The sequence below is a fragment of the Pseudogemmobacter bohemicus genome, from assembly GCF_003290025.1.
Lineage (GTDB): Bacteria > Pseudomonadota > Alphaproteobacteria > Rhodobacterales > Rhodobacteraceae > Pseudogemmobacter > Pseudogemmobacter bohemicus.
Window position 1 is genome coordinate 294,166 of record NZ_QNHG01000003.1, and the last position, 24,675, is coordinate 318,840.

General features: G+C 65.3%; 24 protein-coding genes. 6 read left to right on the forward strand and 18 right to left on the reverse strand.

Translation table 11 applies throughout. The features are described 5' to 3' along the window. The first annotated feature begins 127 nt into the window (after positions 1-127). Entirely contained in the window at positions 128-634 is a 507-nt protein-coding gene (locus tag DRF71_RS16190; RefSeq protein WP_112311589.1) for an ABZJ_00895 family protein, read from the forward strand. A gap of 106 nt (positions 635-740) precedes the next feature. Beyond that, on the forward strand, positions 741-1,463 hold the full coding sequence (locus tag DRF71_RS16195; RefSeq protein WP_112311590.1) for a BUD32 family EKC/KEOPS complex subunit: 723 nt from the start codon (positions 741-743) through the stop codon (positions 1,461-1,463). Here DRF71_RS16195 and DRF71_RS16200 read toward each other — a convergent pair. Both DRF71_RS16200 and DRF71_RS16205 read right to left on the reverse strand, forming a co-directional pair. Next, positions 1,460-3,967 carry an ABC transporter permease gene (locus DRF71_RS16200; RefSeq protein ID WP_112311591.1) on the reverse strand — a complete coding sequence of 836 codons (2,508 nt, stop codon included), beginning with the start codon at positions 3,965-3,967 and terminating at the stop codon, positions 1,460-1,462. The two genes, DRF71_RS16195 and DRF71_RS16200, sit on opposite strands and share 4 nt — an antisense overlap. Beyond that, positions 3,964-4,650: an ABC transporter ATP-binding protein gene (locus DRF71_RS16205; RefSeq protein WP_112311592.1), complete on the reverse strand. Its 687-nt coding sequence runs from the start codon at positions 4,648-4,650 to the stop codon at positions 3,964-3,966. The genes DRF71_RS16200 and DRF71_RS16205 overlap by 4 nt, the downstream gene beginning before the upstream one ends. Here DRF71_RS16205 and DRF71_RS16210 point away from each other — a divergent pair. Continuing rightward, positions 4,649-5,368 (forward strand): arylesterase, encoded by a 720-nt coding sequence (locus tag DRF71_RS16210; RefSeq protein ID WP_112311593.1) that lies wholly within the window; start codon positions 4,649-4,651, stop codon positions 5,366-5,368. The genes DRF71_RS16205 and DRF71_RS16210 overlap by 2 nt on opposite strands. Before the next feature lie 56 nt (positions 5,369-5,424). Here DRF71_RS16210 and DRF71_RS16215 read toward each other — a convergent pair whose 3' ends face one another. Continuing rightward, positions 5,425-6,564, reverse strand: coding sequence for an alpha-D-ribose 1-methylphosphonate 5-triphosphate diphosphatase (locus tag DRF71_RS16215; RefSeq protein ID WP_112311594.1), 1,140 nt, complete (start codon positions 6,562-6,564; stop codon positions 5,425-5,427). 165 nt (positions 6,565-6,729) lie between these two features. Here DRF71_RS16215 and DRF71_RS16220 point away from each other — a divergent pair, with 165 nt between their 5' ends. Continuing rightward, entirely contained in the window at positions 6,730-7,419 is a 690-nt protein-coding gene (locus DRF71_RS16220; RefSeq protein WP_112312116.1) for a DUF1045 domain-containing protein, read from the forward strand. On the opposite strand, the gene phnN is transcribed toward DRF71_RS16220, so the two are convergent. The 7 genes from phnN to phnG form a co-directional block, all read right to left on the reverse strand. Then, complete coding sequence (phnN, locus tag DRF71_RS16225) at positions 7,401-7,955, reverse strand: phosphonate metabolism protein/1,5-bisphosphokinase (PRPP-forming) PhnN (RefSeq protein ID WP_112311595.1); 555 nt, start codon at positions 7,953-7,955, stop codon at positions 7,401-7,403. The genes DRF71_RS16220 and phnN overlap by 19 nt on opposite strands. 46 nt (positions 7,956-8,001) lie before the next feature. Further along, complete coding sequence (phnL, locus tag DRF71_RS16230; protein ID WP_112311596.1) at positions 8,002-8,697, reverse strand: phosphonate C-P lyase system protein PhnL; 696 nt, start codon at positions 8,695-8,697, stop codon at positions 8,002-8,004. A gap of 4 nt (positions 8,698-8,701) precedes the next feature. Continuing rightward, positions 8,702-9,484, reverse strand: a complete 783-nt coding sequence (phnK, locus tag DRF71_RS16235) for a phosphonate C-P lyase system protein PhnK (RefSeq protein WP_232831552.1) — start codon at positions 9,482-9,484, stop codon at positions 8,702-8,704. Positions 9,485-9,498: 14 nt separating this feature from the next. Next, positions 9,499-10,371 carry an alpha-D-ribose 1-methylphosphonate 5-phosphate C-P-lyase PhnJ gene (locus DRF71_RS16240; protein WP_112311597.1) on the reverse strand — a complete coding sequence of 291 codons (873 nt, stop codon included), beginning with the start codon at positions 10,369-10,371 and terminating at the stop codon, positions 9,499-9,501. 85 nt (positions 10,372-10,456) lie between these two features. Further along, a complete protein-coding gene (locus DRF71_RS16245) occupies positions 10,457-11,542 on the reverse strand; it encodes a carbon-phosphorus lyase complex subunit PhnI (RefSeq protein ID WP_112311598.1) in 1,086 nt (361 codons plus the stop codon). Further along, a complete protein-coding gene (phnH, locus tag DRF71_RS16250; protein ID WP_112311599.1) occupies positions 11,542-12,120 on the reverse strand; it encodes a phosphonate C-P lyase system protein PhnH in 579 nt (192 codons plus the stop codon). The genes DRF71_RS16245 and phnH overlap by 1 nt, the downstream gene beginning before the upstream one ends. Beyond that, complete coding sequence (gene phnG, locus DRF71_RS16255; protein WP_112311600.1) at positions 12,117-12,584, reverse strand: phosphonate C-P lyase system protein PhnG; 468 nt, start codon at positions 12,582-12,584, stop codon at positions 12,117-12,119. The genes phnH and phnG overlap by 4 nt, the downstream gene beginning before the upstream one ends. Before the next feature lie 114 nt (positions 12,585-12,698). Here phnG and phnF point away from each other — a divergent pair, with 114 nt between their 5' ends. Next, positions 12,699-13,415: a phosphonate metabolism transcriptional regulator PhnF gene (gene phnF / locus DRF71_RS16260; protein WP_112311601.1), complete on the forward strand. Its 717-nt coding sequence runs from the start codon at positions 12,699-12,701 to the stop codon at positions 13,413-13,415. Here phnF and DRF71_RS16265 read toward each other — a convergent pair. The 8 genes from DRF71_RS16265 to DRF71_RS16300 form a co-directional block, all read right to left on the reverse strand. Further along, the gene (locus DRF71_RS16265; protein ID WP_112311602.1) at positions 13,412-14,029 is read right to left on the reverse strand and encodes an LbetaH domain-containing protein; all 618 of its coding nucleotides are present in this window, start codon (positions 14,027-14,029) and stop codon (positions 13,412-13,414) included. The two genes, phnF and DRF71_RS16265, sit on opposite strands and share 4 nt — an antisense overlap. Before the next feature lie 100 nt (positions 14,030-14,129). Then, positions 14,130-15,467 (reverse strand): phosphonate ABC transporter, permease protein PhnE, encoded by a 1,338-nt coding sequence (gene phnE / locus DRF71_RS16270; RefSeq protein ID WP_112311603.1) that lies wholly within the window; start codon positions 15,465-15,467, stop codon positions 14,130-14,132. Positions 15,468-15,476: 9 nt separating this feature from the next. Further along, on the reverse strand, positions 15,477-16,295 hold the full coding sequence (gene phnE / locus DRF71_RS16275) for a phosphonate ABC transporter, permease protein PhnE (protein ID WP_232831588.1): 819 nt from the start codon (positions 16,293-16,295) through the stop codon (positions 15,477-15,479). 156 nt (positions 16,296-16,451) lie between these two features. Further along, entirely contained in the window at positions 16,452-17,348 is an 897-nt protein-coding gene (gene phnD / locus DRF71_RS16280; protein ID WP_112311605.1) for a phosphonate ABC transporter substrate-binding protein, read from the reverse strand. Between the two features lie 60 nt (positions 17,349-17,408). Next, positions 17,409-18,227: a phosphonate ABC transporter ATP-binding protein gene (gene phnC / locus DRF71_RS16285; RefSeq protein WP_112311606.1), complete on the reverse strand. Its 819-nt coding sequence runs from the start codon at positions 18,225-18,227 to the stop codon at positions 17,409-17,411. Between the two features lie 140 nt (positions 18,228-18,367). Continuing rightward, complete coding sequence (locus DRF71_RS16290) at positions 18,368-19,774, reverse strand: FAD-binding oxidoreductase (RefSeq protein ID WP_112311607.1); 1,407 nt, start codon at positions 19,772-19,774, stop codon at positions 18,368-18,370. Between the two features lie 67 nt (positions 19,775-19,841). Further along, positions 19,842-21,125, reverse strand: coding sequence for a calcium-binding protein (locus DRF71_RS16295; RefSeq protein ID WP_112311608.1), 1,284 nt, complete (start codon positions 21,123-21,125; stop codon positions 19,842-19,844). 219 nt (positions 21,126-21,344) lie between these two features. Next, the gene (locus DRF71_RS16300; protein ID WP_198672244.1) at positions 21,345-23,570 is read right to left on the reverse strand and encodes an NADP-dependent isocitrate dehydrogenase; all 2,226 of its coding nucleotides are present in this window, start codon (positions 23,568-23,570) and stop codon (positions 21,345-21,347) included. 385 nt (positions 23,571-23,955) lie between these two features. Between DRF71_RS16300 and DRF71_RS16305 the strand changes: the two genes are divergently transcribed. After that, positions 23,956-24,660 (forward strand): fumarylacetoacetate hydrolase family protein, encoded by a 705-nt coding sequence (locus DRF71_RS16305; RefSeq protein WP_112311610.1) that lies wholly within the window; start codon positions 23,956-23,958, stop codon positions 24,658-24,660. Positions 24,661-24,675 lie beyond the last annotated feature (15 nt).

The window sequence follows — 24,675 nt, forward strand, 5'->3', positions numbered from 1 at the left end:
CCCCCTCGCTACCCCCCTGCGCAAATACGCCTTCGCGGCGCGCATCCGCCGCCGATCCCGGGCGCTTGTGATTGTCATTGTGGCAAAGATCGGCGATTTTGTTGCGAATTCAGGTCAAAGGTGCCCCATGCCCGCCGATTTCTCTGCCCTGCCGCCGCGGCGCGTTTCCGCCCCCGTTCTTCTGCTGGTCTATCTCGCCTGGTATATGTTCGGCGCGGTGCTGGTTGCGGCGATCTATATGGTGGCAGATCAGTTCCTGACCAGTTCGCCGCAAAGCAGCGCGATGGGGGTCGTGATTCCGATGGTCGCCGGGATGTCTGTCGCTGGTTACTGGGCCAAGCGCGAAGGCCGCCCCGGCGGGGGCCGGCAATGGCGCATTGCGCTTCTGTTCGCCCTCGTCACCGTTGTGCTGAATGGGGCGCTGATCTGGCTGATCGCCAGCAGCGGGGTGGTGCCCGAGCTTTCTTTCCCCAACGGCTTTACCCGCGATGACCTGACTTTCGGCAGCATTCTCGGCGCGGCGCTGCTGGTGATCCTGCTCCTGGTGATCCGCTTCGGCTTCTGGATGGGGTTCCGTGGCTGGGAAAAGCAACAGGCAAGGCTTGCCGCCGCAAAGAACCGCCCCCCGCGCTGAGGCGTAGCCGGGCGCCGCGCCTCACCCGAAAATGACAGCACTGCGCTTGCGATTTGCGGCGGTTCTGTAAAGAACAGGCAATGGATTGCTGCGAAAGGGCGGGGCTATGGGCGACGATGATCTGTCGCAAAAGGTCGGGCAGGCGCTGGAAAAGCCGCCGCGCCGGGTCACCCGGCTGGTTTCTGAAAGCGGTCGGACCTGGTGGCTGAAACGGGTCGAGCGGCTTTCACTGCGGCTCCGTCTGCAAAAGGGCGATCCGGCCCGCGCTTTTGAGGCCGAGCGCACCGGCCTGAAAACCCTGGCGCAAAACGGTGTGCCGGTGCCCGAAATCGCCCTGGAAGGGCCGGGGTATTTTCTCCTTCCCGATGCTGGCCCGACCCTGCAAATTCTCGCCGAAGAGGCGCCCTCCGCTCCGGATACCCTGACCGCTTTTGCCGCAGCCGGGCGGGCGCTTGGCCTTTTGCACTGGGCCGGGCTGTCGCATGGCCGCCCGGCGCCGCGCGATATCTGCTGGGACGGGACCGCCGCGCGTTTCATCGACCTCGAACGCTTTTCGCCCGCTCATCGCAGCGGCTTCTGGCAGGCGCTGGATATCGTGATCTTCACGCAAAGCTGTTACGCCCGCTGGCCCGATGACCCCCGCTTTCTCGAGACCGCGCTGGAGGCCTACCGCGTCAACGCCCCCGAAGGCGCACTGGCGCGGGCCGGGCGGCTTGCCTTCTGGCTGGGCTGGCTGAAGCCGCTGGCGTGGCTGGTGACGCGGTTCAAACCCCTGAGTCGCGAATTCCGCGCCATCCCGCTGACCCTTGCGCGGCTGCGCGCCGCCTAGCCCTCTTCGCGCAAAAGCCGCGCCGGTTTGACGCCGAGCGTCCTGCCCGCAAAGACCAGCCCCGCCAGCAGCACCGCCGCCACGCCGCCAAGGATGATCAGCGCGGCCGAGGCCGGCTCGAAACGCCAGCTGCTTTCCATGACGAAATACATCACCGCCCAGGAGGAAATCGCGCCCGCGATCACCGCGACAACCCCGGCAGCACTGCCGAGGATCGCGGCGCGCAGCGTGAAACTCGCCATGATCCGCGCCCTGGACGCCCCCAGAACCTTGAGGATCGCCGCCTCCCGGGCGCGTGAACGCTCACCCGCCGCTGCCGTGCCGATCAACACGGCAAAACCGGTCAGAAGCGTCCCCGCCGCCGCCCAGGCCGTCGCGGTGGCGATGGCGGAAAGCGCCTCGGATACCCGGTCCACCGCCTCGCGGATGCGGATCGCCGTGATGTTCGGCCAGGCTTTGGTGACATCGCGCAGGATCGCGGCCTCGGCTTCGGGCGGGGCGTAAAGCGTTGCGATCTGGCTGTGGGGGGCGCCTTTCAGCGCGGCCTCGTTCATCACGATCACAAAGCCCATGCCGGCATTCGAGAAATCGACCTCCCGCAGCGAGGTGATGGTGCCGGTGATGTCGCGGCCAAGGATGTTCACGGTCATCTCATCGCCGATTTTCAACCCGGTTTCTTCGGCGACCTCGGCGGAAAGGCTGATCTGCGGCTGGCCCTGGTAATCGGCGGGCCACCAGGACCCTGCGGTGATCCGGGTGCCCTCGGGCATCGCACCTGCATAGGAAACGCCCCGGTCGCCCCGGATGATCCAGTGCTCGCCAATCACCTCGCGGGCGGGGCGGCCGTTGACGCCGGCAACCACGCCGCGCAGCATGGGGGCGGTTTCATACTGGCTGACCTGGGGATTGGCTTTGGCCATGGCGATGAAATCCGCGATCTGGTCGGGCTGGATATCGACGAAGAAGAAGGCAGGCGCCCGGGTCGGCAGGTCGCGGTCGATGGCGGCGCGCAGATTGGCGTCGATCTGGCCGACAGCCGCCAGCACCGAGAGGCCAAGGCCCAGCGACAGGATCACCGGCAGCGCCTCGGAGCCGGGGCCGCCGATGGCCGCCAGCGCCGCGCGAAAGCCGGGGCGGCCCATCGCCAGCCGGCTATGCGAGAGGCGCCGGGCCAGCCGCCTGAGACCCCAGGCGGCAAGCGCCAGCACGGCGAGCGCCGCCAGCACGCCGCCCGCCGTACCAAGCGCCAGCTCGGGAATGCCCGAGGTGAAGACCGCCACCGCCACCAGCAGCGCGACCAGCACCGCCAGCAGGGTCAGCCAGCGCCGGCGCGGCCAGCCCGAGGCGCCGCCGCGATACAGCGCCGCCGCCCGGATCCGCTCGGCCCGGGCGAGTGGCAAAAGGGTGAAGATCAACGCCGTCAGCGCGCCGTAAAAGGCGGCCTCGATCAGCGCAGCGGGTGAAACGCCGATTTTCGCCGGGAAGGGCAGCGAGGCCTCGATCCAGGGCGCGGCGATCAGCGGCACACCGGCCCCGATGATCAGGCCGAGGATGATACCGGCCAGTGTCAGCACCGCCACCTGGATCAGATAGGTCGCGAAGATCAGTCCCGAAGGGGCGCCCAGTGTCTTCAGCGTCGCAATGGTCTTTTCCTTGCCCTGAAGCCAGGCCCTGACCGCCGCTGAAATCCCCACGCCGCCCACCGCGAGGCCCGCCAGCCCGACCAGCACCAGAAATGACCCCATCCGGTCGATGAAGCGTTCAATCCCCGGGGCGGGGCGGCGCGAGTCGGTCCAGCGCATGCCGGAATCGCGGAAATCGTCTTTCGCAGCAGCCTCCAGCGCCTCCAGATCGGTGCCGGGGGGCAAAGCGAGGCGGTATTTCGTCTCGTAAAGCGTGCCGGGTGCCAGCAGACCCGACCCCGCCAGCGCGGGGGTTGCCACGATGGTTCGCGGACCCAGCGAGAAACTGTCGGCGCCGCTGTCGGGCTCATCCAGCAGCGCGGCCATCAGCACGAATGTCTGGGTGCCAAGGGCAAATGTCTCGCCGGGTTGCAGCGCGAGCCGTTCGATCAGGAGCGGGTCAAGCACCGCGCCTGGCAGCCCGTTCTGCCCCGCCAGCGCCTGGTCGAGCGGCATCGCCGGATCCAGCTTGACGGTGCCGTAAAGCGGCCAGGCCGTGTCGATCGCTTTTACCTGGGTCAGCGCCTGGTCGCCCGGCGTGATCGCCATCGAGCGGAAATCGACGATTTCCGACACCCGCGCGGCATGGCTCGCCATAAAGGCGCGCTCAGTTTCACTGGCAAAGCGGTAGGTGAAGCGCATCTCGGCATCACCGCCCAAAAGCACCGAGCCCTGATCGGTCAGCCCGGCCTGGATCGAGGTGCGCAAGGTCGCGACGCCGGCAATCGCCGCCACGCCAAGCGCGAGGCAGATCAGAAAGACGCGCAGGCCTTTCAGCCCGCCCCGGAGTTCGCGGGCCGCGATGCGGAAGGCGAGGCTCATGCGCGCACCTGATCCTGGACAATCTGGCCATCGGTCAGCCGGATCACCCGGTCGCAGCGCGTGGCCAGTTCGGGTGCATGGGTGACCATGATCAGGGTAGAGCCGTCGCGGTCGCGCAGGGAAAACAAGAGATCCATGATCGCCTGGCCATTGACGCCGTCGAGATTGCCGGTCGGCTCATCCGCCAGCAGGATCGGCGGGCGGGCAACGATGGCGCGGGCCAGCGCCACGCGCTGCTGCTCGCCGCCGGAAAGCTGCGCCGGGTAATGGTCGATCCGGTGGCCAAGGCCGACGGCTTCCAGCTCGGCTTTTGCACGGGGGAAAGCGTTTTTCTCGGCTCCCAGTTCCAGCGGCAGGGCCACGTTTTCCAGCGCGGTCATATTCGGGATCAGGTGGAAGGACTGGAAGACCACACCCATATTGGCGCGGCGGAACCGCGCCAGCTGGTCCTCATTCATCGTGCCGAGATCCTGGTCGAGCGCGCTGACCTCGCCCGACGTGGCGCGCTCCAGCCCGCCCATCAGCATCAGAAGCGAACTTTTGCCCGAGCCCGACGGCCCGGTCAGCGCCAGTGTCTCACCCCGGTTGACCTTGAGCGCGATGCCCCGCAGGATCGCGACCGGCCCGGCATTGCCCTGAAGGGTGAGGCCGCAATCGGTCAGTGAAAGGACGGTCCCGGTCATGCGTAAATTCCTGAAACGAGTGGTTCAGACCGGATATGCCGCATCGCGGCGTCTTCGCAACCTCACGTTTGCGTTGGGTCTGGCGGTTTCTCCGCTTCTGTCGGGTTCTCCGGCGTTTGCGGCCGATCCGGTGACGGTGGTGGCTTTGGGCGACAGTCTGACGGCGGGATATGGGCTGCCCGATGGCGAGGGCTTTGTTCCACAGCTGCAATCCTGGCTGGACCGCCAGGGGGCGGGGGCGATTGTGCTGAATGCCGGGGTCTCGGGCGATACCACGGCGGGGGGGCTGTCCAGGATCGACTGGGCACTTGGCCCCGAGGCGGATGCGCTGATCGTGACGCTGGGGGGCAATGACATGCTGCGCGGCATTCCGGTCGCAGAGGTGCGCGCCAATCTGACCGGCATCATGGAGGCGGCAAAGGCGCGTGGCCTGCCGGTGCTGATTGTCGGCATGAAGGCGCCGCTGAACTGGGGCCCCGATTACAAGCGCGATTTCGATGCGATCTATCCGGATCTGGCGGCGGAATATGGTGCGGCTCTGGCGGATAATTTCTTTGCCGGGCTCTTGGCGACGGGCGCGGATCCGTCGGATCCGGCCTCGCTCAATGCCTGGATGCAGTCGGACGGGATCCACCCCAATGCCGCCGGGGTGATCCTGATCGCCGAGGGGCTGGGCCCGGATGTGATGCGGCTGATCGCGGCAGCGCGGGCGGAATAAGAGCCTCCGGCGGGAGTATTTATTTCAAGAGGAAGGGGCAGCCGTGCCCTTGGTCTTCAGCCGACCCTCTGGCCGGCGACCCAGGTGCCACGGATGGCGCCGGCATTGCCGATGCGGTGGACGCGGATCAGGTCGGCGCGTTTGCCGATGGCGATTTCGCCGCGGTCGGTGAGGCGCGCGGCCTCGGCCGGGGCTTTGGTCACCGTGCGGATGCCACGCGGCAGGTCGCCCCAGAGATCACCGAGCATCAGCGCGGCTGAAAGCAGCGACGAGGGCACATAATCCGAAGACAGGATGTCGAGGAGGTCGGCTTTCGCGAGGTCTGCCGCCGCGACATTGCCGGAATGCGAGCCGCCCCGGATCAGGTTCGGCGCCCCCATCATCACGAGGATGCCCTGATCGCGGCAGGCGCGGGCGGCTTCTGCGGTGGTGGGGAATTCGGCAAAGCTCACGCCTTTTTTACGGCTGGTCGCAACCTGATCCTCGGTGGTGTCGTCATGGCTGGCGATCACGGCGCCATAGCGGCGGGCGGCTTTGACGGCGGCCTCTTCATGCGCGGCGCTGACCCGGGCGGAAAGCGCCTGCTGGCTGGCGATATGGGCCTCGAACTGTGCCTCGGACATGCCGCGTTTGCCCATGACGTAATCGCGCAGTTTCGAGACATCGCGGAACTGGCGCTGGCCGGGGGTGTGATCCATCAGACTGACGATGCCGATGCGGTCCTCGGCGCCGAATTTGTCCAGCTCTTCGATCAGCGTTTCCGAGCAGACCTCGGCGCGCAGATGCAGCCGGTGGCTGATCTTCAGCGCGCCCATCTCGCGCAGCCCCATGATCTCATGCGCCAGCGCCCGCGCATATTCGCCATAACCGGCATTGTTCGAGGAAAAAATCGAGCCCACCCGCAACGCGTCGAAGACGGTGGTGATGCCTGTCGAGGCGAGTTCCGCATCATGGGCGATGATCGCGGCGGCATGGGGCCAGTCGACGCGGGGGCGGGGCTGGAGATGGCGTTCGAGATTGTCGGTATGGAGCTCGACAAGCCCAGGCATCACCAGATCGCCCTGCATATCCCCGGCGCCGGCAGGCGGTGCGCCGGTGTCAATCCCGGCGATCAGACCGTCCTGGATCAGGATATTGCCGGTGACGGTCTCATCGGCGAGAAGGATGCGGGCATTGGCGAGGATGGTCTGGGTCATGTCGCGGGTCTTTCCTGGGAGGCGGCACGGAGCGGGCGGTTTGTCAGAAGGCATTTCGGAGCGGCAGCAAATGGCACTGAGATGTCACATCCGTGTGACGGGCGAAGGGTAGGGCGGGAGAGTTCCCGAACGATGATACGGGATGGGGCCGGGAGGATGGCGGGCATGAGCGATTTCACGAGATATGCGGTCTATTACGCGCCCCGTCCGGGGGGCTTCGCCGCCCGGGTGGCGGGCTGGCTGGGCTGGGATCCGGAGGCAGGCCGCCCGATCGCTTTCGAGGGGCCCGAGGGCTTGCCCCGCCCCCAGGCCGAGCTGACGATGAGCCCGCGCAAATATGGCTTTCACGGCACGATCAAGGCGCCGTTCCGCCTGGCGGATGGCGCGGGGCAGGCGGATCTTTCGGGGGCGCTCGCTACGCTCGCGGGTCGGCTGGCGCCGGTGGGCATGCCCGGGCTGGAGCTGCGGCGGCTGGGCGGGTTCCTCGCGCTGGTGCCGGAGGGCGATGAGAGCGCGCTGATGGCTCTGGGCGCCGAGGTGGTGACGGGGCTGGACGGGCTGCGGGCAGAGCTGACCGGCGCCGAGATCGCCAGGCGCCGCCCCGAGCGGCTGAACCCGCGCCAGCGCGAATTGCTGGCCTCCTGGGGCTATCCTTTTGTGATGGAAGAGTTTCGCTTCCATCTGACACTGTCCGACGACCTGCCCGAAGCCGAGGCTGCCGATCTTGCGCAACGCCTTGGCCCCTGGCTTGGCCCCGATCTGCCGCGCCCCTTTATCATCGAGGATCTGTGTCTTTTTGGCGAGGATGCGGCGGGCCGGTTTCATCTCATGGAACGTCATGCACTGACCGGCTGAAGCGCAGCCAGAAAGCGGGCAATGCCGGTTGCGGGGCTGGCATCATTCATCACCGTCACCACGTTCAGCCCCGCCGGCAGCCCCTCGGGCAACGGCATTGCCGCGCGGGCAACCCGGGCGGCGACATCCCCGGCGCTTTCGCGGGCGCGGGCGGTCAGCCGCGCGGCCAGCACCTCTGGCGGCGCGGTGACATGGATCACCACGAGGCCCGGCCAGAGCGCGGCGGCCTCGGGCAGCCCCTGGCGCGAGCCGTTGAACAGAAGATCGGTGCCCTGCGCCAGTGGCACCAGCGCGGCTTTGGGGATGCCATAGCGGAGCCCATGCGCCTGCCAGTCAAGCGCGAATTCCCCGGTCGCTCTACGGGTCAGGAAAGCCGCCTCGCTCACGCCTTCGAAATCCTCGCCACCGGCTTCGGCGGGGCGGGTGATGACACGGCGCACCACTGCGAGATCGGGCCTTGCCGCCAGGGCGCCCCGGATCAGGGTATCCTTCCCGGCGCCCGAAGGGCCAACAATGGCGAAGAGGCGGCCCGTCATGCTGCGATCCCCCTCATGCTGCGATCCTGTTCATGCGCCCCCCCCCTCATGCCGCCAGACCTGGCGTGAAGCCGGTCACATCGAGCAGGCGGTCGCAGACCCGCGCCCGCGCGTCCTCGTCATGGAAGATCCCGAGGATCGCCGCGCCGCGCGCCCTGGCCTCAAGGATCAGCGACAGCACCACCTCGCGATTGGCGGCATCAAGGCTGGCGGTCGGCTCATCCAGCAGCATGGCCGGATAGGGATGGATGAAACCGCGCGCGATATTCACCCGCTGCTGCTCGCCGCCCGAAAAGGTGGTGGGCGACAGCGACCAGAGGCGCTCGGGCAGGTTCAGCCGCGCAAGCAGTGTTGCCGCGCGTGCGCGCGCCTCGGTGGCCGGGATGCCGAGGGTCAGCAGCGGCTCGGCCACCACATCCAGCGTGGCCACCCGCGGCACCACGCGCAGGAACTGGCTGACATAGCCCAGCACCTCACGCCGGAGCGCGAGGATCTCGCGCGGGCTGGCTTTGGCCACATCCAGACCGCCCACCAGGATCTCGCCCGAGGCCGCCAGGTAATTGCCGTGAATCATCCGCATCAGCGTTGATTTGCCGGCGCCCGACCGGCCGGTCAGCGCCACGCATTCACCGGGCGCGACCGACAGACTGACGCCCGCCATCACCGGGATCACCGCGCCACTCTGCCCATCACCCTGGTTGTGCAGCGTAAAGGTCTTTGAAACGTCTTTGAGCGTAATCATGGGGTCAGACCTGCAGAACCGAGGAAACCAGAAGCTGGGTATAGCCATGTTGCGGATCGTCAAGCACCTGATCTGTCAGGCCCTGTTCAACCACATGGCCCGATTTCATCACCATAAGCCGATGCGCCAGCAGCCGCACCACGGCAAGGTCATGGGTGACCAGCACCACCGACAGGCCGAGATCGCGGACAAGACCCCGCAAAAGATCCAACAGCCGCGCCTGGACGGAAACATCCAGGCCGCCGGTGGGCTCGTCCATGAAAACCAGACGCGGCGCGGTGACGAGGTTTCGCGCAATCTGCAGCCGCTGCTGCATGCCGCCGGAAAAGGCAGAGGGCCGGTCGTCGATCCGCGCCCCGTCGATCTCGACCCGGCCCAGCCAGTCCAGCGCGGTCTCGCGGATGGCGCCGTAATTCCGCGCGCCGACCGCCATCAGCCGCTCGCCAATATTGCCGCCGGCGGAAACACCCATCCTGAGCCCGTCGCGCGGGCTTTGATGCACAAAGGCCTGTTCACTCCGCGCGAGCCGCCGCCGCTCCGGTTCCGCCATGGCGATCATGTCACGCCCGTCAAATGCGATCCGCCCCTCATCCGGCGTCTGATGCCCGGCAAGGCAGGAGAGGAGTGTCGACTTCCCCGACCCGCTCTCTCCGACGATCCCCAGCACCTCGCCGGGGTAAAGATCAAAGGAGACATCGGCGCAACCAATCCGGCTGCCATAGAATTTCGACAGGTTACGGACCGAGAGCAAAGGCTCAGCCCCTTTCATCCTGGCATAAATACTCATCTCAGCCCCATCCATCAGCCACGCTCCGCTGCAAGGGCCGCGCTGCGCGTGCCACAGAAATCGGTGTCCGAGCATACGAACATCCGCCCGCCCTGATCATCGGTGATCACCTCGTCCAGATAGCTTTCATGCGATCCGCAGATATCGCAGGCGTGATCCGCCTTTGAGGCCACGAAAGGATGATCCTCGAAATCGAGGCTGACGACCTTTGTATAGGGCGGCAGCGCGTGGATCCGCGCCTCGCGCCCGGCGCCGAACAGCTGCACGGCGGGGTTGTCGGACAGCTTAGGATTGTCGAATTTCGGAATGGGCGAGGGGGTCATCACATAGCGCCCCTCGGCCATCACCGGCCAGGCGTAGGAATTGGTGATCTCGCCATGGCGGGCGATATCCTCGTAAAGCTTCACATGCATGAGCCCATATTCCTCCAGCGCATGCATCCGCCGCGTCTCGGTCTCGCGCGGCTCCAGAAAGCGCAAAGGTTCGGGGATCGGCACCTGATAGACAAGGATCTGGTCCTCGGTCAGCGGCGTTTCGGGGATGCGGTGGCGGGTCTGGATCAGCGTGGCCCCGGTGGTGGCCTCGGTCACCTCCACCCCGGCGGTGCGCTGAAAGAATTTGCGGATCGAGACAGCGTTTGTCGTGTCATCGGCGCCCTGGTCAATCACTTTCAGCCGGTCCTCAGGCGTGAGGCACGCGGCCGAGACCTGCACGCCCCCGGTGCCCCAGCCATAGGGCATCGGCATCTCGCGGCTGGCGAAAGGCACCTGATAGCCCGGCACCGCCAGCGCCTTCAGGATCGCCCGGCGCAGCATGCGCTTTGTCTGTTCGTCGAGATAGGCGAAGTTGTAGCTCTCCGTTTCCCGGAGGCTGGTCTGGGAGGTCATTTCCGCGCCCCCGATGGCCGGGCGCCGCCCGGTTTGCGGGCACCGGCGAGGCTGATCAGCAGGGCGGCGGCGATCTGGACGGGCATCATTCTTCCTCCTGTTCTGGTGTGGCTGCAGCGCGCAGCCGGCGGATCAGCTCCAGCTCGGACTGGAAATCGACGTAATGCGGCAGTTTGATATGTTCGAGAAAGCCGGTGGCCTGGATATTGTCGCAATGCGACAGCACGAATTCCTCGTCGCGGGCCGGGGCCGGGTTGTGGCTCTCGCCCAGCTCTTTCCAGCGCAAAGCCCGGTCAACCAGGCTCATCGACAGCGCCTTGCGCTCGCTTTGCCCGAAAACCAGGCCATAGCCGCGGGTGAATTGTGGCGGTTCGGTTTTAGACCCGCCGAACTGGTTCACCGTCTCGCATTCCGACAGCTCGACCTCGCCGATCTCAACCGAAAATCCAAGCTCGGGGATCTCGGCCTCAACCACCACCTGGCCGATGCGCAGCTCGCCGACAAAGGCATGGGTATTGCCGTAGCCGCGCTGCGTCGAATAGGCAAGGGACAAGAGGAAGCCTTCATCACCCCGCGCCAGGGCCTGAAGCCGCAGCGCCCGGTTTGCCGGCAGCTCCAGCGCCTCGCGGGTCAGGTCGGGCGGCACCTCATCTCCGGCGCCGGCCTCTTCGATCAGGCCTTCGCGGTTCAGAAAGCCCATCACATGCGGCACCGAATCCAGACCTTCAGGGCTTGCCCCGGCCGCCTCGGGCGGGTTCAGCCCCTCGGCCGCCAACGCGAAATCCAGCAGGCGATGCGTGTAATCAAAGGTCGGCCCCAGCACCTGGCCGCCCGGAACATCGCGAAAGGTTGCCGAGACGCGTCGGATCACCGCCATCGTCGCAGTCTCGACCGGCAGGGTCGCCCCGAAACGCGGCAAGGTGGTGCGATAGGCGCGGATCAGGAAAATCGCCTCGATCAGATCGCCCCGCGCCTGTTTGATAGCCAGCGCGGCAAGGTCGGGATCAAACAGCGAGCCCTCCGCCATCACCCGGTCAACCGAGAGCTTCAGCTGTTCGCGTATCTGCGCAACCGAGAGTTCTGCCACGGCGGTATCACCCCGGCGCTCTTCGGCCAGCCAGGCATGGGCGTTGTCGATGGCGCGCTCACCGCCTTTGACGGCCACATACATCAGTTTTCCTCCACATGGGTCGAGCGGGGAAGGCCGGCGATCCGGTCTCCGGCGGTCAGGAATGTATCGAAGCCCAGCGGGTAAAGCGCATGATTGGCCTGGAAGGCGGCGGTTTCCGGCAGGGAAAGCCGGGCGCTGTCCCTTATGCCCGGGCCGGTGAGGCGGGGGCCTTCGGCGCGCAGATCCGGCATCTCGACGATCAGCGTCGCGGCGCGGTCGGGGTAATCCGGGGTGCCGATGCTGAAACGCGAAACGGGGCTAATGGCCACCCAGCTGCCGATCACGAACATGGCGGCCTGGGGCGTGGTGAAGGGTGCGGCGGTGTGAAAGGTCAGCCAGGCGCGCAGGTCCCCGGTGTCATGCGAGGGCGCCAGCCAGACCGGCGTGGTCTGATCCAGCAGCACCAGCGCCAGTGTGCCGGCGGCGGGGGAAAGCGGCGCGGGGGGCGCGGCGCCGGTGATCGGCTCGATCCGGCCCGGGCGGGCCAGCGCCTGCATCGCGGCACGGAAGGCGCGGGCGGCATCATGCGCGGGATGGGCGAAACCGCCGGAAAGCGACGGCGTGAAGGGCGCGTTCATTTGTCTTCTCCGCGCACGAGGGTGAAGAATTCGACACGGGTGGCGGCGGCTTTGGCGGCGCGACCCTGGCGGCGGGCGGTCTCGGCCCTGGTCAGGGGCGCAAGGATGCTTTCGCGGATCTGCACCGCCGCATCGGTCTGCATCAGCGCATCCACGAGGGCGGCGCGGCGGGCATGGGCCCGGTCGCGGCCCTGGACGAGCGCATGGCCGGTGGGACCGTCTTCAAGGTGCAAAGTGGCGCGGGTCACGGTGATTTCGCCCAGCGAGAAGGGCGCGCCGGCCCCGCCGATGCGGCCCCGGACCATCATCGTGCCGATCTCGGGTGCCCGCAGATCACGATGTAAGGGAAGCGGTGCCGGCATCAGCGCGGCAAGCGCTTCGGGCCGGGCGCGGGCGAGCAGGCCCATCCAGGACCGGCGCGCTGCGGTCAGGTCATTGTCGGGGGAGGCAGGAACAGGATCCATTGCAGACATCTTTTCTGACTTGTCTGTTGTACTAGACAACTATACAAATATTCGGAGCCCGGCGGGTGACGTCAAGGCGAATATTTTACGAAATTTCGGTAACAGGGGCGGCGGATGGCGCGCACGGCATTGTGGAAAGGCATCGCGGAGACGCTGGCGGCCGAGATCGCGCAGGGCCATTTCCCGACCGGGGCGCGGCTCCCGACCGAGGCGGAACTCTCGGTACGGTTCGGCGTCAACCGTCACACCGTCCGCCATGCGCTTGCGGATCTGGCCGGGCGCGGGCTGGTGCATGCGCGGCGCGGCGCCGGGGTTTTCGTGCTGGGCCGGCCGACCGATTACCCGCTGGGCCGGCGGGTGCGGTTTCATCAGGCGATGGAATCGGGGGGGCGCCTGCCGTCGAAAGCGCTGACACGATGCGAGACGCGGCCCTCGGATGCGAAAGAGGCGGCGGCGCTTGGGCTGGTGGCAGGCGATCCCGTGCTGGTGGTCGAGGGGGTGTCCTCGGCTGACGGGCAGCCGCTGGCGGTGTTCCGTTCGGTCTTTCCGGCCGGGCGCCTGCCGGGGCTGGCGGCCGCGCTGGAGGGAGAAAGCTCGATCACCCGGGGCCTCGCGGCGGTGGGGGTGGCCGATTACACGCGCGCCTCGACGAGGCTTTCGGCGCGGGCGGCGAATGCCATGGTCGCCCTCGCGCTGCAGATCCCCGAAGACGCGCCGGTTTTGCGCAGCACATCGGTGAATATCGACGCAGGCGGCGTGCCGGTGGAATATGGCATCACCTGGTTTGCAGGAGAGCGGGTGACGCTGACCGTGACGCCGGAAAGCGCTTAGGCGCCGTATTTCTCAAGAAATTCCCCGGCGCCGAGGCTGCGGAAATCGGGCAGAACCTCGCGCAGGCGGGCATGGTCCCAATCCCACCAGGCGAGTGCCAGCAGGCGGTCGATCACCCCGTCGGGGAAGCGCATCCGGATCAGTTTCGCCGGGTTGCCGCCGACGATGGCGAAAGCGGGCACGTCTTTGGTGACCACCGCACCCGAGGCGACAATGGCGCCGGCGCCGATGGTGACCTCGGGTTTGATGATCGCGCCGTGGCCGATCCAGCAATCAGGGCCAAGCACTGTGCGGCGCGCGGCGCGGGCGGCGAAGAAGTCTGCATCGTCCTCGGCATCATCGAAATACCAGGAGGAGCGGTAAAGGAAATGGTGCTGCGCCGCATTGGCGAAAGGATGGTCGGTGGGGCCGATCCGCGTCAGGGCGGCGATATTGGCGAATTTCCCGACGGTTGTGTTCGCGATATCCGAGAGGCGCTCGGCATAGGCGTAGTCTTCGAAGGTCGAGTTCTGGATGCGGGTGCCCTCACCGACCTCGCAGTAAGCGCCGAAGCTGGAATTGGTGATCTGGGTATTCGGGTGGAGGAAGGGCTCTGAGGCCGAGAGGCGGGGCATTTCCGGGGGCCTTCTGATGGGAATGGCCCCGCCCCTGTCTGTGGGCGGAGCCTCCGGCGGGAGTATTTTTGTCAAGAGGAAGGGGCCTGGTCGCCGCTTGTTACGCGCCTTTGATCAGTTTGCGGCGGATCCAGCCGGAGAGGCTGTCGAGCGCCATGACCATCAACACGATCAGGATCATGTAATAGGCGACATCTTCCCAGTCTTTCTGGGTGATGATGGCTTGCGTGAGCAAAAGGCCGATGCCGCCGCCGGTGATGGCGCCTATCACGGTGGCGGAGCGGGTGTTCGACTCAAACAGGTAGAGGACTTGCGACATCAGCACCGGCGTGACCTGCGGCAGGACACCGAAGCGGGCGCGTTGCAGCGCGGTGGCGCCGGTGGAGCGCACGCCCTCGACCTGCTTTTCGTCTATGTTTTCAAGCGCTTCGGAATAGAGTTTGCCGAAGGTTCCGGTATCGGTGATCAGGATTGCCAGCGCGCCGGTCATGGGCCCCGGGCCAAAGGCGCGGGCGAGAACGATGGTCCAGATCAGCGCATCGACGCCGCGGATGAAGTCAAAGATCCGACGCATGACAAAGCGCAGCGGGCCGAGCGGGTTGAAGTTTCGCGCGGCCATGAAGGCGAGCGGCAGCGCCACCAGGGCCGCGAGGAAGGTGCCTATGAAGGCCATCAGCAGGGTCTCGAACAGCGCCCAGGCGACCTCGCCATGGTGCCACATTTTATTGTTCCAGAACTCGGACGCCATGTAGCTGAGATTGGAGCGGGTCGGGTCGATGCGGTCGCCCGAGACGGCGAGGGAGGCCAGTTCCAGCGGGGATTTCTGGAAGAAAGGGCTGTCGGCGGTGAAGAAAAACAGCGCCCAGCCAGCCTGGTAGCGGAAGGTTTCGACCTTGGAGCGGGAATAGTTGAAACGGCCTGCCGGGGTGGTGACGGTGATCAGGCGGTCGGAAGCGTTGATCCAGGAGGGCAGCGGCAGCGGCGCGTCGAGGATCAGGCTTTGGCCGTCCTCTGACGGTCGGATTTGAATCGTGCCGTAATCGGGGACGACATAGCGCGCGCCCTGATCGTCATAGGTGACAATATTGCCGTCGCCGAGGTCGATGGTGGTGACGCCATCCGTGACGCTGACCCAATCGGGCAGCAGGCCGGGCGGGTAGGCGCCGCGGTTCTCGCCGTCTTTCGACACCGACAGGGCGCCGCTGCGGTTATCGCGGGTGACATGGGTTTTATGCGCCCAGAAATCGGTCAGCAGCACGGCGGCATTGTCGGTTCTCGCGCGGGACGCGATGCCGGGAATGTCGAAGGCGAAAAAGATCCAGGTCAGATAGGCGAGGATGATCCCTGGCACCAGGAAGGACATCCGGGCGCGTTTGCGGAAACGCGCGATCAGGGCGTCGGTCGAGGGGATGGTGCCGAGGGGCGCGTTCAGGCTCATGGTCATGGCTCAGGCCCTCGACTTCTTCTCGCCTTTGACGAGGCGGGTGCGATAATGGTCGGTGATCTGGTCGATCAGCACGATGGTGAGGAACAACAGGAGGAAGATCGCGACCACCTGGTCGTATTTCCCTGCCCCCCATTGCATGGCGAGTTTCAGGTCATAGCCGATGCCGCCCGAGCCGACGAAACCAAGGATTGCCGAGGCGCGGACATTGATTTCAAACCGCAGCATCAGGTAGCTGAGCCAGTTCGGCGCGACCTGCGGGATGACGCCGAGCCACATGCGTTGCAGCCAGCCGGCGCCAACCGATGTCAGGCCCTCGACGGGTTTTACATCTGCGTTTTCAGCGACTTCCGAGAACAGCTTGCCCAAAGCCCCGGCGGTATGCAGGCTGATCGCGATCATTGCGGGGACAGGGCCGCCACCGAGGATGAAGATCAGCATCAGCGCGATCACGATTTCGGGGATCGAGCGCGTCAGGTCCATCATCCGGCGAAAAAGGGGCGTCAGGCGGGGCCAGCGGGCAAGGCCGCGTGTGGCCAACAGCGCCAGCAGCGCGGCGGTAAAGCCGCCGATCAGGGTCGAGACGGCAGCGATATTCACCGTCTCCATCAGAGATGGCAGGAATTGGACGAAGAGGCCGGGGATATTGGCGCGCTTCGCCCAGGCTTCGGAAATCACCTCGGAGGGGAAGGCGAAGATCTGCGGCAAGCCGTTGATGAACCCGCCCGCATTGCGGCTTTCGGCCAGCTGGAAGCCTGCGATCATCAGCGCGATGAACAGCGCAAGGATGATGCCGCTATAGAGCCGGCGGCGGCGGACCATGTCGAGATAGGCCCCGGTTGTGTCCAGACCAGCGCCCGGTTTTCGGTCCGGTCCCCGTTCATTTCCGGGTCCGTAAGCGATATCGACCATGATGCCCCCGCGTAAAAAGAGGCCGGGCCTTCGGGTTGCGAAGGCCCGGCTTTGGGTCAGATGAAATTACTGGCTGTCTTGCAGCTTGCGGGCTTCGACGATGCCGATATAGGCCTCGTGGGTGACCGGGACGAAGTCCCTGGCCTCGCCGGCGGCGACGCTGTAAGCGCATTCCTTGTTGGTCTCGTGCAGGTCGGCGGTCAGCTTGATGACCTTGTCCTTCACGTCCTGCGGCAGGGCCTTGCGGACGACCATCGGGCCTTCGGGGATCAGGGCCGAGCGCCAGATTTCCTGAATGTCGTTCATGTTCACGAGGCCGGCATCGGCGGCCTTGCGGAAGGCGCCCGAATTATAGCCGTCTTCCCAGTTGCCAAGGCCGTCAGCCCAGGCGACAGCGGCGTCGAAATCACCATTGGCGACGCCGACGATGGATTGCTCATGGCCACCCGAGAAGCGGACTTCCGAGAAATACTGCTCCAGCGGGCCGAATTTGCCAACCATTTCAGCGCCGGGGACCAGGTAGCCCGAGGTCGAGTTCGGTTCGGCAAAGGCGAATTTCTTGCCCTTGGCGTCTTCGATCGAGGTGATGCCGGAATCGGTGCGGGCGAAAGCGATCGAGTAATAGCCGGTCGAGCCGTCCATGTTTTGCTTGGTCAGAACGGCCTCAACCGAGTCCGGGTCGGTGATGTAAGCTTTCGCATAGCCCGAAGCGCCCATCCAGGCGAGGTCGATGGTGCCGCCAAGGAGGCCCTGGATCACGCCATCATAATCTGCGGGCGTGAAGACCTTGACCGGAACGCCAAGCGATTCCTCGATGGCGGCGCGGTAGCACTCGTTCGAGGTCATGCGGTCCTGGGCGTTCTCGCCGCCGAGGATGCCGAGGTTGAATTGCTTGATCTCTTGTGCGTGGGCCATGCCGGTCAGGGCGGTGGTCACGGCCAAAGCCAGTGCGAGCGTTTTCATGGGTCTCTCCATGGTGGGGGAAAAGAAAACCCCGGCACGCGGGCGCGTCCGGGGATTGGGTTACGACATCAGCGTATCGGCGTAAGAGCGGTCGGCGCCGGTGTCAGACGGGATCGCGGTCGAGGTGGCGGCCTCGTTGAAGCTTTCATCGGCGCCGTAAATGTCACGCGCCACGCCGGTCGAAAGCTGGTCGGGGGTGCCGTCAAACACCACGCGGCCGTCACGCATCCCGATCACGCGGTCGCAATAGCGGCGCGCGGTGTCGAGCGTGTGGAGATTCGCGATGACCATCCGGCCGTCTTCGACATTGATCGCCTTCAGCGTGTCCATCACGACCTGGGCGTTCATCGGGTCCAGAGACGCAATGGGTTCATCGGCGAGGATGATCTTCGGGTTCTGCATCAGGGCGCGGGCAATCGCGACGCGCTGCTGCTGACCGCCGGAAAGCGCCTCGGCCCGTTTCGGAGCCTGTTCCTGGATCCCGAGCCGGTCGAGGATCTCCAGCGCCTTCAGGATGTCGGCGCGCGACCAGATGTTGAACAGCGTCTGGATCGAGGAACGGCGGTTCAGGATGCCATGCAGCACGTTTGACGCCACATCCATCCTGGGCACCAGGTTGAACTGCTGGAAGATCATCGCGCATTGGCTTTGCCAGGCGCGGGCCTCACGGCCTTTCAGCGCCAGCACGTTGCGGCCATCAACCAGGATCTCGCCCGAGGAGGCATCCAGCAGCCGGTTCATCATGCGCAGAAAGGTGGATTTACCCGCGCCGGAGCGCCCGATGATGCCGACAAAACCCGGCCCATCGACGCGGAAGCTGACATTGTCCACTGCCGCTTTCTGGCCAAACATCCGGGTAACGGATTTCACTTCCAGCATAGGGTCCGCCTCTGATTTCCTCAGGCGGACCTATTGGGCGCATGTGACAGTCGGTTGGCAGGTGTGTGAAACTTGCGTAACGCGGGCCGCCGGCGACGGAAACTGTCCTGTGCTGCCCGGATTTGCGCAACCGGCAGGCGTCAGGCGGGGATCACCTTGCCCGGATTCATCACGGAATGCGGGTCCAGCGCGGCCTTGACCGCCCGCATCACATCCAGTGCCACCGAATCCTTCCGGCGCCGCATCGAGGCCAGTTTCGACAGCCCGATCCCATGTTCGGCGGAAAAGGAGCCACCGAGTTCCGCCACCATATCCTCGACACAGTTCATCACCCGATCTTCTTCGCCCTCGCGGGCCGGGTAGACCGAGAAATGCAGATTGCCGTCGCCAAGATGGCCAACGGTGATCGTCCCGGCGCCGGGCGAGACCGCTTCAAGCCGGGCACCGATGCCGGTGAGGAAAGTGTCAACGCGGTCGAGCGGCAGGCAGATATCGGTGTCTACAAACGGGTGGATGCCGTGACAGATCTCGGCCGCCGCCTCGCGCCGCGCCCAGAGCGCCATACGCTGCGCCTCGGACCCGGCGATCACCGCGTCGTCGATCAGCCCTTCCTCCAGCATGGCACCAAGGACGGTTTCCAGCTTTGCCACCAGCGGCACCTGGCCGTCGGGGCCGGGGGTGGCCTCGTCTGCCGAAGTGGTCGCGGCCTCGATCAGGAGTGTCACCGGCGGGATGGTTGCGAAAGGCTGGCCCAGATCGGGCCGCACCGCTTTCAGTCTCAGCGAATAATCCTCGGGCATCAGCTCGAACGCCTCGACCCTTCCGCCGGTCGCCTCCTGCATCCGATTGAGCAGGCCAAGCGCCTTTGGCAGGCTGTCGGCGGCCACCACGGCGGTGGCATGGGCGCGGGGCGCCGGCACCAGCTTCATCACGGCTGCGGTGATGATCCCCAGGGTCCCCTCGGCGCCGATGAAAAGCTGCTTCAGATCGTAGCCGGAATTGTCCTTATGCAGCTCGCTCATCAGGTTCAGCACGCGGCCATCCGCCAGCACCACCTCAAGCCCGAGGCAGAGCCCCCTGGTCGAGCCATAGCGCAAGACATTCGAGCCACCCGCATTGGTCGAAAGCGCCCCACCCAGCATGGCCGAGCCACGCGCCCCGAACCAGAGCGGGAAGTAAAGCCCCTCGGCCTCGGCCGCCTCATGGATCTTTTGCAGGATGACCCCCGCTTCGGCGATCACCAGGCGCGCGCCCGGGCGCAGCGCGCGGATGCGGTTCATGCGGTCAAGGCTGATCATCAGGCTGCCGGTCGCCATGGTGCCGCCGACGAGGCCGGTATTGCCGCTGACCGGCACCACGGCCACCCCGGCCTGCGCAGCGGCCCGCAGACAGGCCGCCACCTCGGCGGTGGAGGCGGGCCGCACAACCGCGACCGGGCTGCCATGGTAATGGCCCATCCAGTCATCGGCATATTTGCGCATATCCTCACCGGTCAGCACCTGCGACGGGCCGATCGCCTCGCGCAACTCTGTCAGCAACAAGTCCATCACGTCTTTTCCCCGCAGAGTGTCATCAGCGATTTCTGCGCAACCGCGAGGGAAGGTTCAAGCCGGATCAGAAAACCAGGAAGTCGAGATTGGTGAGCGTGACCGTGGTCTGCAGTGTTGCCAGCAGTACGGCGGCCCCGGCGCCGTTACCGTCTGCATCATACCAGACGGTGTTGGTTGCAGTGTCGTGGATGAAGCGGACACTGGCACTGGACGCCACATTTCCCGTACCTGCCTGGAAAGCCGCCGCTGCCAGCCAGCCCGCCGCCAGCCCGCCGCCAAAGCCCGCTGCCGAAACATGGAAGAAGTCGTTATTGCCGCCGACATTGGCGAAATCCATGATCGTGTCGCCGCCCTCATTCGGGTTCAGGAACTGGAAATTGTCATTGCCGATGCCGCCGGCGAGGGTATCCGCCCCCAATCCGCCGCGCAGGATGTCATTGCCGCCGCGCCCGTGCAGCCAGTCATTGCCGTCCTCGCCGGTCAGCACGTTATTGGTATTGTCGCCGGTGAGGATGTCGTTTTGCTGTGAGCCGAAGATATTCTCGAACTGGAAATACTGGTCGCCAAGCGCCTGGCCGGAATTCGGGCGGCTGAGATCCAGCGCCACGATCACCGAGCCGCCATTGCGGAAGTCGAGCACATCCACCCCTGCGCCGCCGTTGAAGATCTCGGCGCTGTTTGCATTGCCGATGAAGACATCATTGCCGTCTATACCGAAAACAGTGCCCTGAACCGAGCCGTTGCGGGTATCGAATATGTCGCCCATTGAGCTTAGCGTCACATCACCGATGATTTCGCCGCTGTTGCGCAACACCGTCGCGGTCAGAGTGGGTGCCCGGATCGCGCCGAGTGTCCCGGTCAGAGTTCCGGAATTGATCAGCGTCAGCGTGCTTCCCGACCCCGAAGACGCCCAGTCGATTGCATAGGCGCCGGAAATTGTGCCACGATTGACGAGCAGCATCGTGCCCGAAGCACCTGTAGCCGAATTCGAGAGCACCCCAAGCCGCATCCCGTTGGAATAGGGCGATCCGCCGGAAATCGTGCCCTCATTCAGGAAATAGCTCTGGCTGCCGACGGCCAGGATGCCGTTATCGCTGCCGAAGACGCTGGCGCCCGCCACGACATGGACAAAGACCCCGTTCAGGATCGCCGTATTGCCGGTGCTGATCCCGGTTGTGCCCGCGACGGTGCCCTGGACAAAGACGCTTGAACCGGCGCCGGTGACTGACACGCCGATACTGTCCGATGAGAAGACAGTTGCATAGCTGGGTATCAGCAGGGAGTCGGCTGCGGCGACCGTGTAGCGGATGCCGGTTCCGGCAGAGCTTGATGCGAGAATGAAGGGCATTGTTGTGCATTCCTGATCTGAAGGGTGGGCAGGCAGTACGCGGACAGGAAACAGAATTCGCCGCTATGATCCGCGCAGATTTGGGATCTGTCCATCCGGATTCTGGATGCTCCCGCTGGCCGTTTGGCGCCGCTCCGGCACGGGGAAGAGCCACCGGGCAAAGAAAAAGCCGCTGCCCCCTTACGGGGCCAGCGGCCTGTTGGTTTTCCGCCCGGGATCTCAGCCGATGATCGCGTTCAGCGTTTTTGACGGGCGCATCACGGCGGCGGTTTTTGCCGCGTCGCCGTGGTAGTAGCCGCCCAGATCGACCGGCTTGCCGCGATCTGCCTGCAACTCGGCGATGATCTCTGCTTCTCCCTCGCTCAGCGCTTTCGCGATGGGGGCAAACTCGGCTGCGATGGCCGCATCGGAATTCTGCTTTGCCAGCGCCTCGGCCCAGTAGCGCGCGAACCAGTAATGGCTGTCGCGGTTATCGGGCTGGCCGGCTTTGCGACCCGGGCTGCGGTCATAATCCAGGATGCCCTGGGTTGCCGCATCCACCGCAGCGCCCAGCACCCGGGCTTTCTCGTTGCCGGTCACTTCGGCAAGGAAGCTCAGGCTTTCGCCAAGCGCGCAGAACTCGCCGAGGCTGTCCCAGCGGAGGTGGTTTTCCTCCATCAGCTGCTGGACGTGTTTGGGGGCCGAGCCGCCGGCGCCGGTCTCGAACATGCCGCCGCCCTGCATCAGTTTCACGATGGAAAGCATCTTGGCCGAGGTGCCGAGTTCCAGGATCGGGAAGAGGTCGGTCAGATAGTCGCGCAGCACATTGCCGGTGATCGCGATCGAGTCCTTGCCCGCGCGGATGGTCTCGAAAGACAGCCGGGTCGCCTCGCGCGGCGCGAGGATCTGGAACTTCGCCTCGACACCTTTTTCCTTCAGGATCGGGCGAACGTAAGCCAGCAATTCCCGGTCATGGGCGCGGTTTTCATCAAGCCAGAAGATCGCCTGGCAGCCTTCCAGCCGCTGACGGTCGATGGCCAGCTGCACCCAGTCGATGATCGCGGCCTTGCGGGTCGAGCACAGGCGCCAGATATCGCCCTTCTCCACCTCATGGCTGTGCAGCACATCGCCATTCGCGGCGATCACCCGGACGGTGCCGTCTTCGGGGATTTCGAAGGTGGTCGGATGCGAGCCGTATTCCTCGGCCTTTTGCGCCATCAGGCCCACATTCTGCACCGTGCCGGCGGTTGCCGGATCCAGCGCCCCGGTCTCCTGGAAATACCTGACGCTCTCATCATAGACGGGCGCGTAAGAGGTGTCGGGGATCACGCAGACGGTATCCACCTCTTTCCCGTCCGGCCCCCAGCCCTTGCCGCCCGCGCGCAAAAGCGCCGGCATCGAGGCGTCGATGATCACGTCTGACGGCACATGCAGATTGGTGATGCCCTTGTCGGAATTCACCATGTAAAGCGGCGGGCGCGCGGCCATGGTGGCGTCGATATCGGCAAGGATCGCGGCCGCATTGGCGAGGTCCCCGATCTGCGAAAGCAGACTGCCGAGGCCGCCATTCGCGTCGAGATCCGCGAGTTCGGGGTGCTTCGCATAGACCGGCTGCAACCAGGCCTTGACCACATGGCCAAAGATGATCGGGTCCGAGACCTTCATCATCGTGGCTTTCAGATGGACCGAGAACAGGATGCCCTCGGCTTTGGTCTTTGCAATCTCATCGGCGAGGAAAGCATCCAGCGCCTTTGCCGACATGAAGGTTGCGTCAACCACGGTGCCTTCGGGCAGGGTCACGCCCTCTTTCAGGACCGAGACCTTGCCGGATTTCCCGGTCAGCTCAATCTTCACTTTCCCGGCCTGGGCGGCGGAAAGCGTCACCGAGGTCTCGTTCGAGAAGAAATCGCCGCCAGCCATCGCCGCCACGCGGGTCTTGCTGTCCTTTGACCATTTGCCCATCGAATGCGGATGGGCTTTGGCGTAGTTCTTTACGGCTTTCGCGGCGCGGCGGTCGGAATTGCCCTCGCGCAGAACCGGGTTCACGGCGGAACCCTTGATCGCGTCGTAGCGCGCACGGATCTCCTTTTCCTCGGCAGTGGCGGGTTCTGCCGGGTAATCGGGCAGCGCATAGCCCTGGCCTTGCAGCTCTTTGATCGCCGCCACCAGCTGCGGGACCGACGCCGAGACATTCGGGAGTTTGATCACATTGGCCTCGGGCGTTTTCACCCATTCGCCCAGACCCGCCAGGTCATCCGTCTGTTTCTGCGCAGCGGTCAGGCGCTCGGGGAAGGCCGAGATGATGCGGCCCGCCAGCGAGATGTCGCGCGTCGCAACCGGGATCCCGGCGGCTTTGGCGAAGCGCTGGATGATCGGCAGCAGCGAGTAAGAGGCAAGTTCCGGCGCCTCATCCACTTTGGTGTAAACGATTGCGGGCATAGCCGTGTTGGTCCCCGTGTTGCTCATGGTCTGCTGATCCTCCGTTAGCGGTTCTGTCTGCCGCCCGCTGTTTCGCCCGGAAAAGGGCGAAAGGGGCGGCCAATGCCGGGGCCCCGGCCTGGGAGACAGCGGGCCGGCCATCGCCGCCTGCGCTGCCCTGAGAGGGGCAAGTCAACTCTGTGCCTCTTCTGAGCGACAGCGGCCTCCGGTGCAACTGTGCAGACGCAGCAAGCCGGGATTTTTCCTGTTTTCGCCGGTTTCCGGATGGTTCAGGCGGCGCTTTCGGGGGTGATTGCGGTAACGGATGGCGGCAGGCGCGCGGGACCACAGGGTTTGTGATCACAGAAATGCTTGCACTGCGAGGCGCATCGGCGGAAAACCCTGGGGAGATGTCAGATACGAGGCCCGCGCGATGGCTGATTCACAGGACGAGCCGCTTTGGGTGATCACACCGCCGCCAGGGGCGCGGCTGCCGGTTCAGGGCAGTGACCGCTTCTTCCCGGTCAACCGCATTTTCTGCATCGGCCGCAATTATGCCGCCCATGCGGTCGAGATGGGCCATGACCCCGATCGCGAAGCGCCGTTCTTCTTCCTGAAAGCCGCCGGCAGCATCAGTCCCGGCCCGCGCTTTCCCTGGCCGACAGAGACCGCAGACCTGCACCATGAGGTCGAACTGGTCGTGGCGCTTTCAAAAGGCGGCAGCGGCATTGCGGCCCGGGATGCGCTGGATCATGTCTGGGGTTATGGGGTAGGGATCGACATGACCCGGCGCGATCTGCAGGCCGAGGCCAAAAAACTGGGCCGCCCCTGGGACGTGGCGAAGAGTTTTGACCATTCCGCGCCTTGCGGCCCGTTGCTGCCGGTCACGGCAGGCGGCCATCCGGTTGCGGGGGCGATCACCCTCGATGTCAACGGCCAGCGCCGGCAGGAGGGCGATCTCAATCAGATGATCTGGAAAACCCCGGAAATCATCGCCACCCTGTCGCGCTATTTCACCCTGGAGGCCGGTGATATCATTATGACCGGCACCCCCGCCGGGGTCGGCCCCTTGCAGCGCGGCGATGATGTCACTGCCCGGATCGAGGGCATCGGCGCGCTTTCCCTCAGCGTGGTCTGAGGATATCCGGGTGGT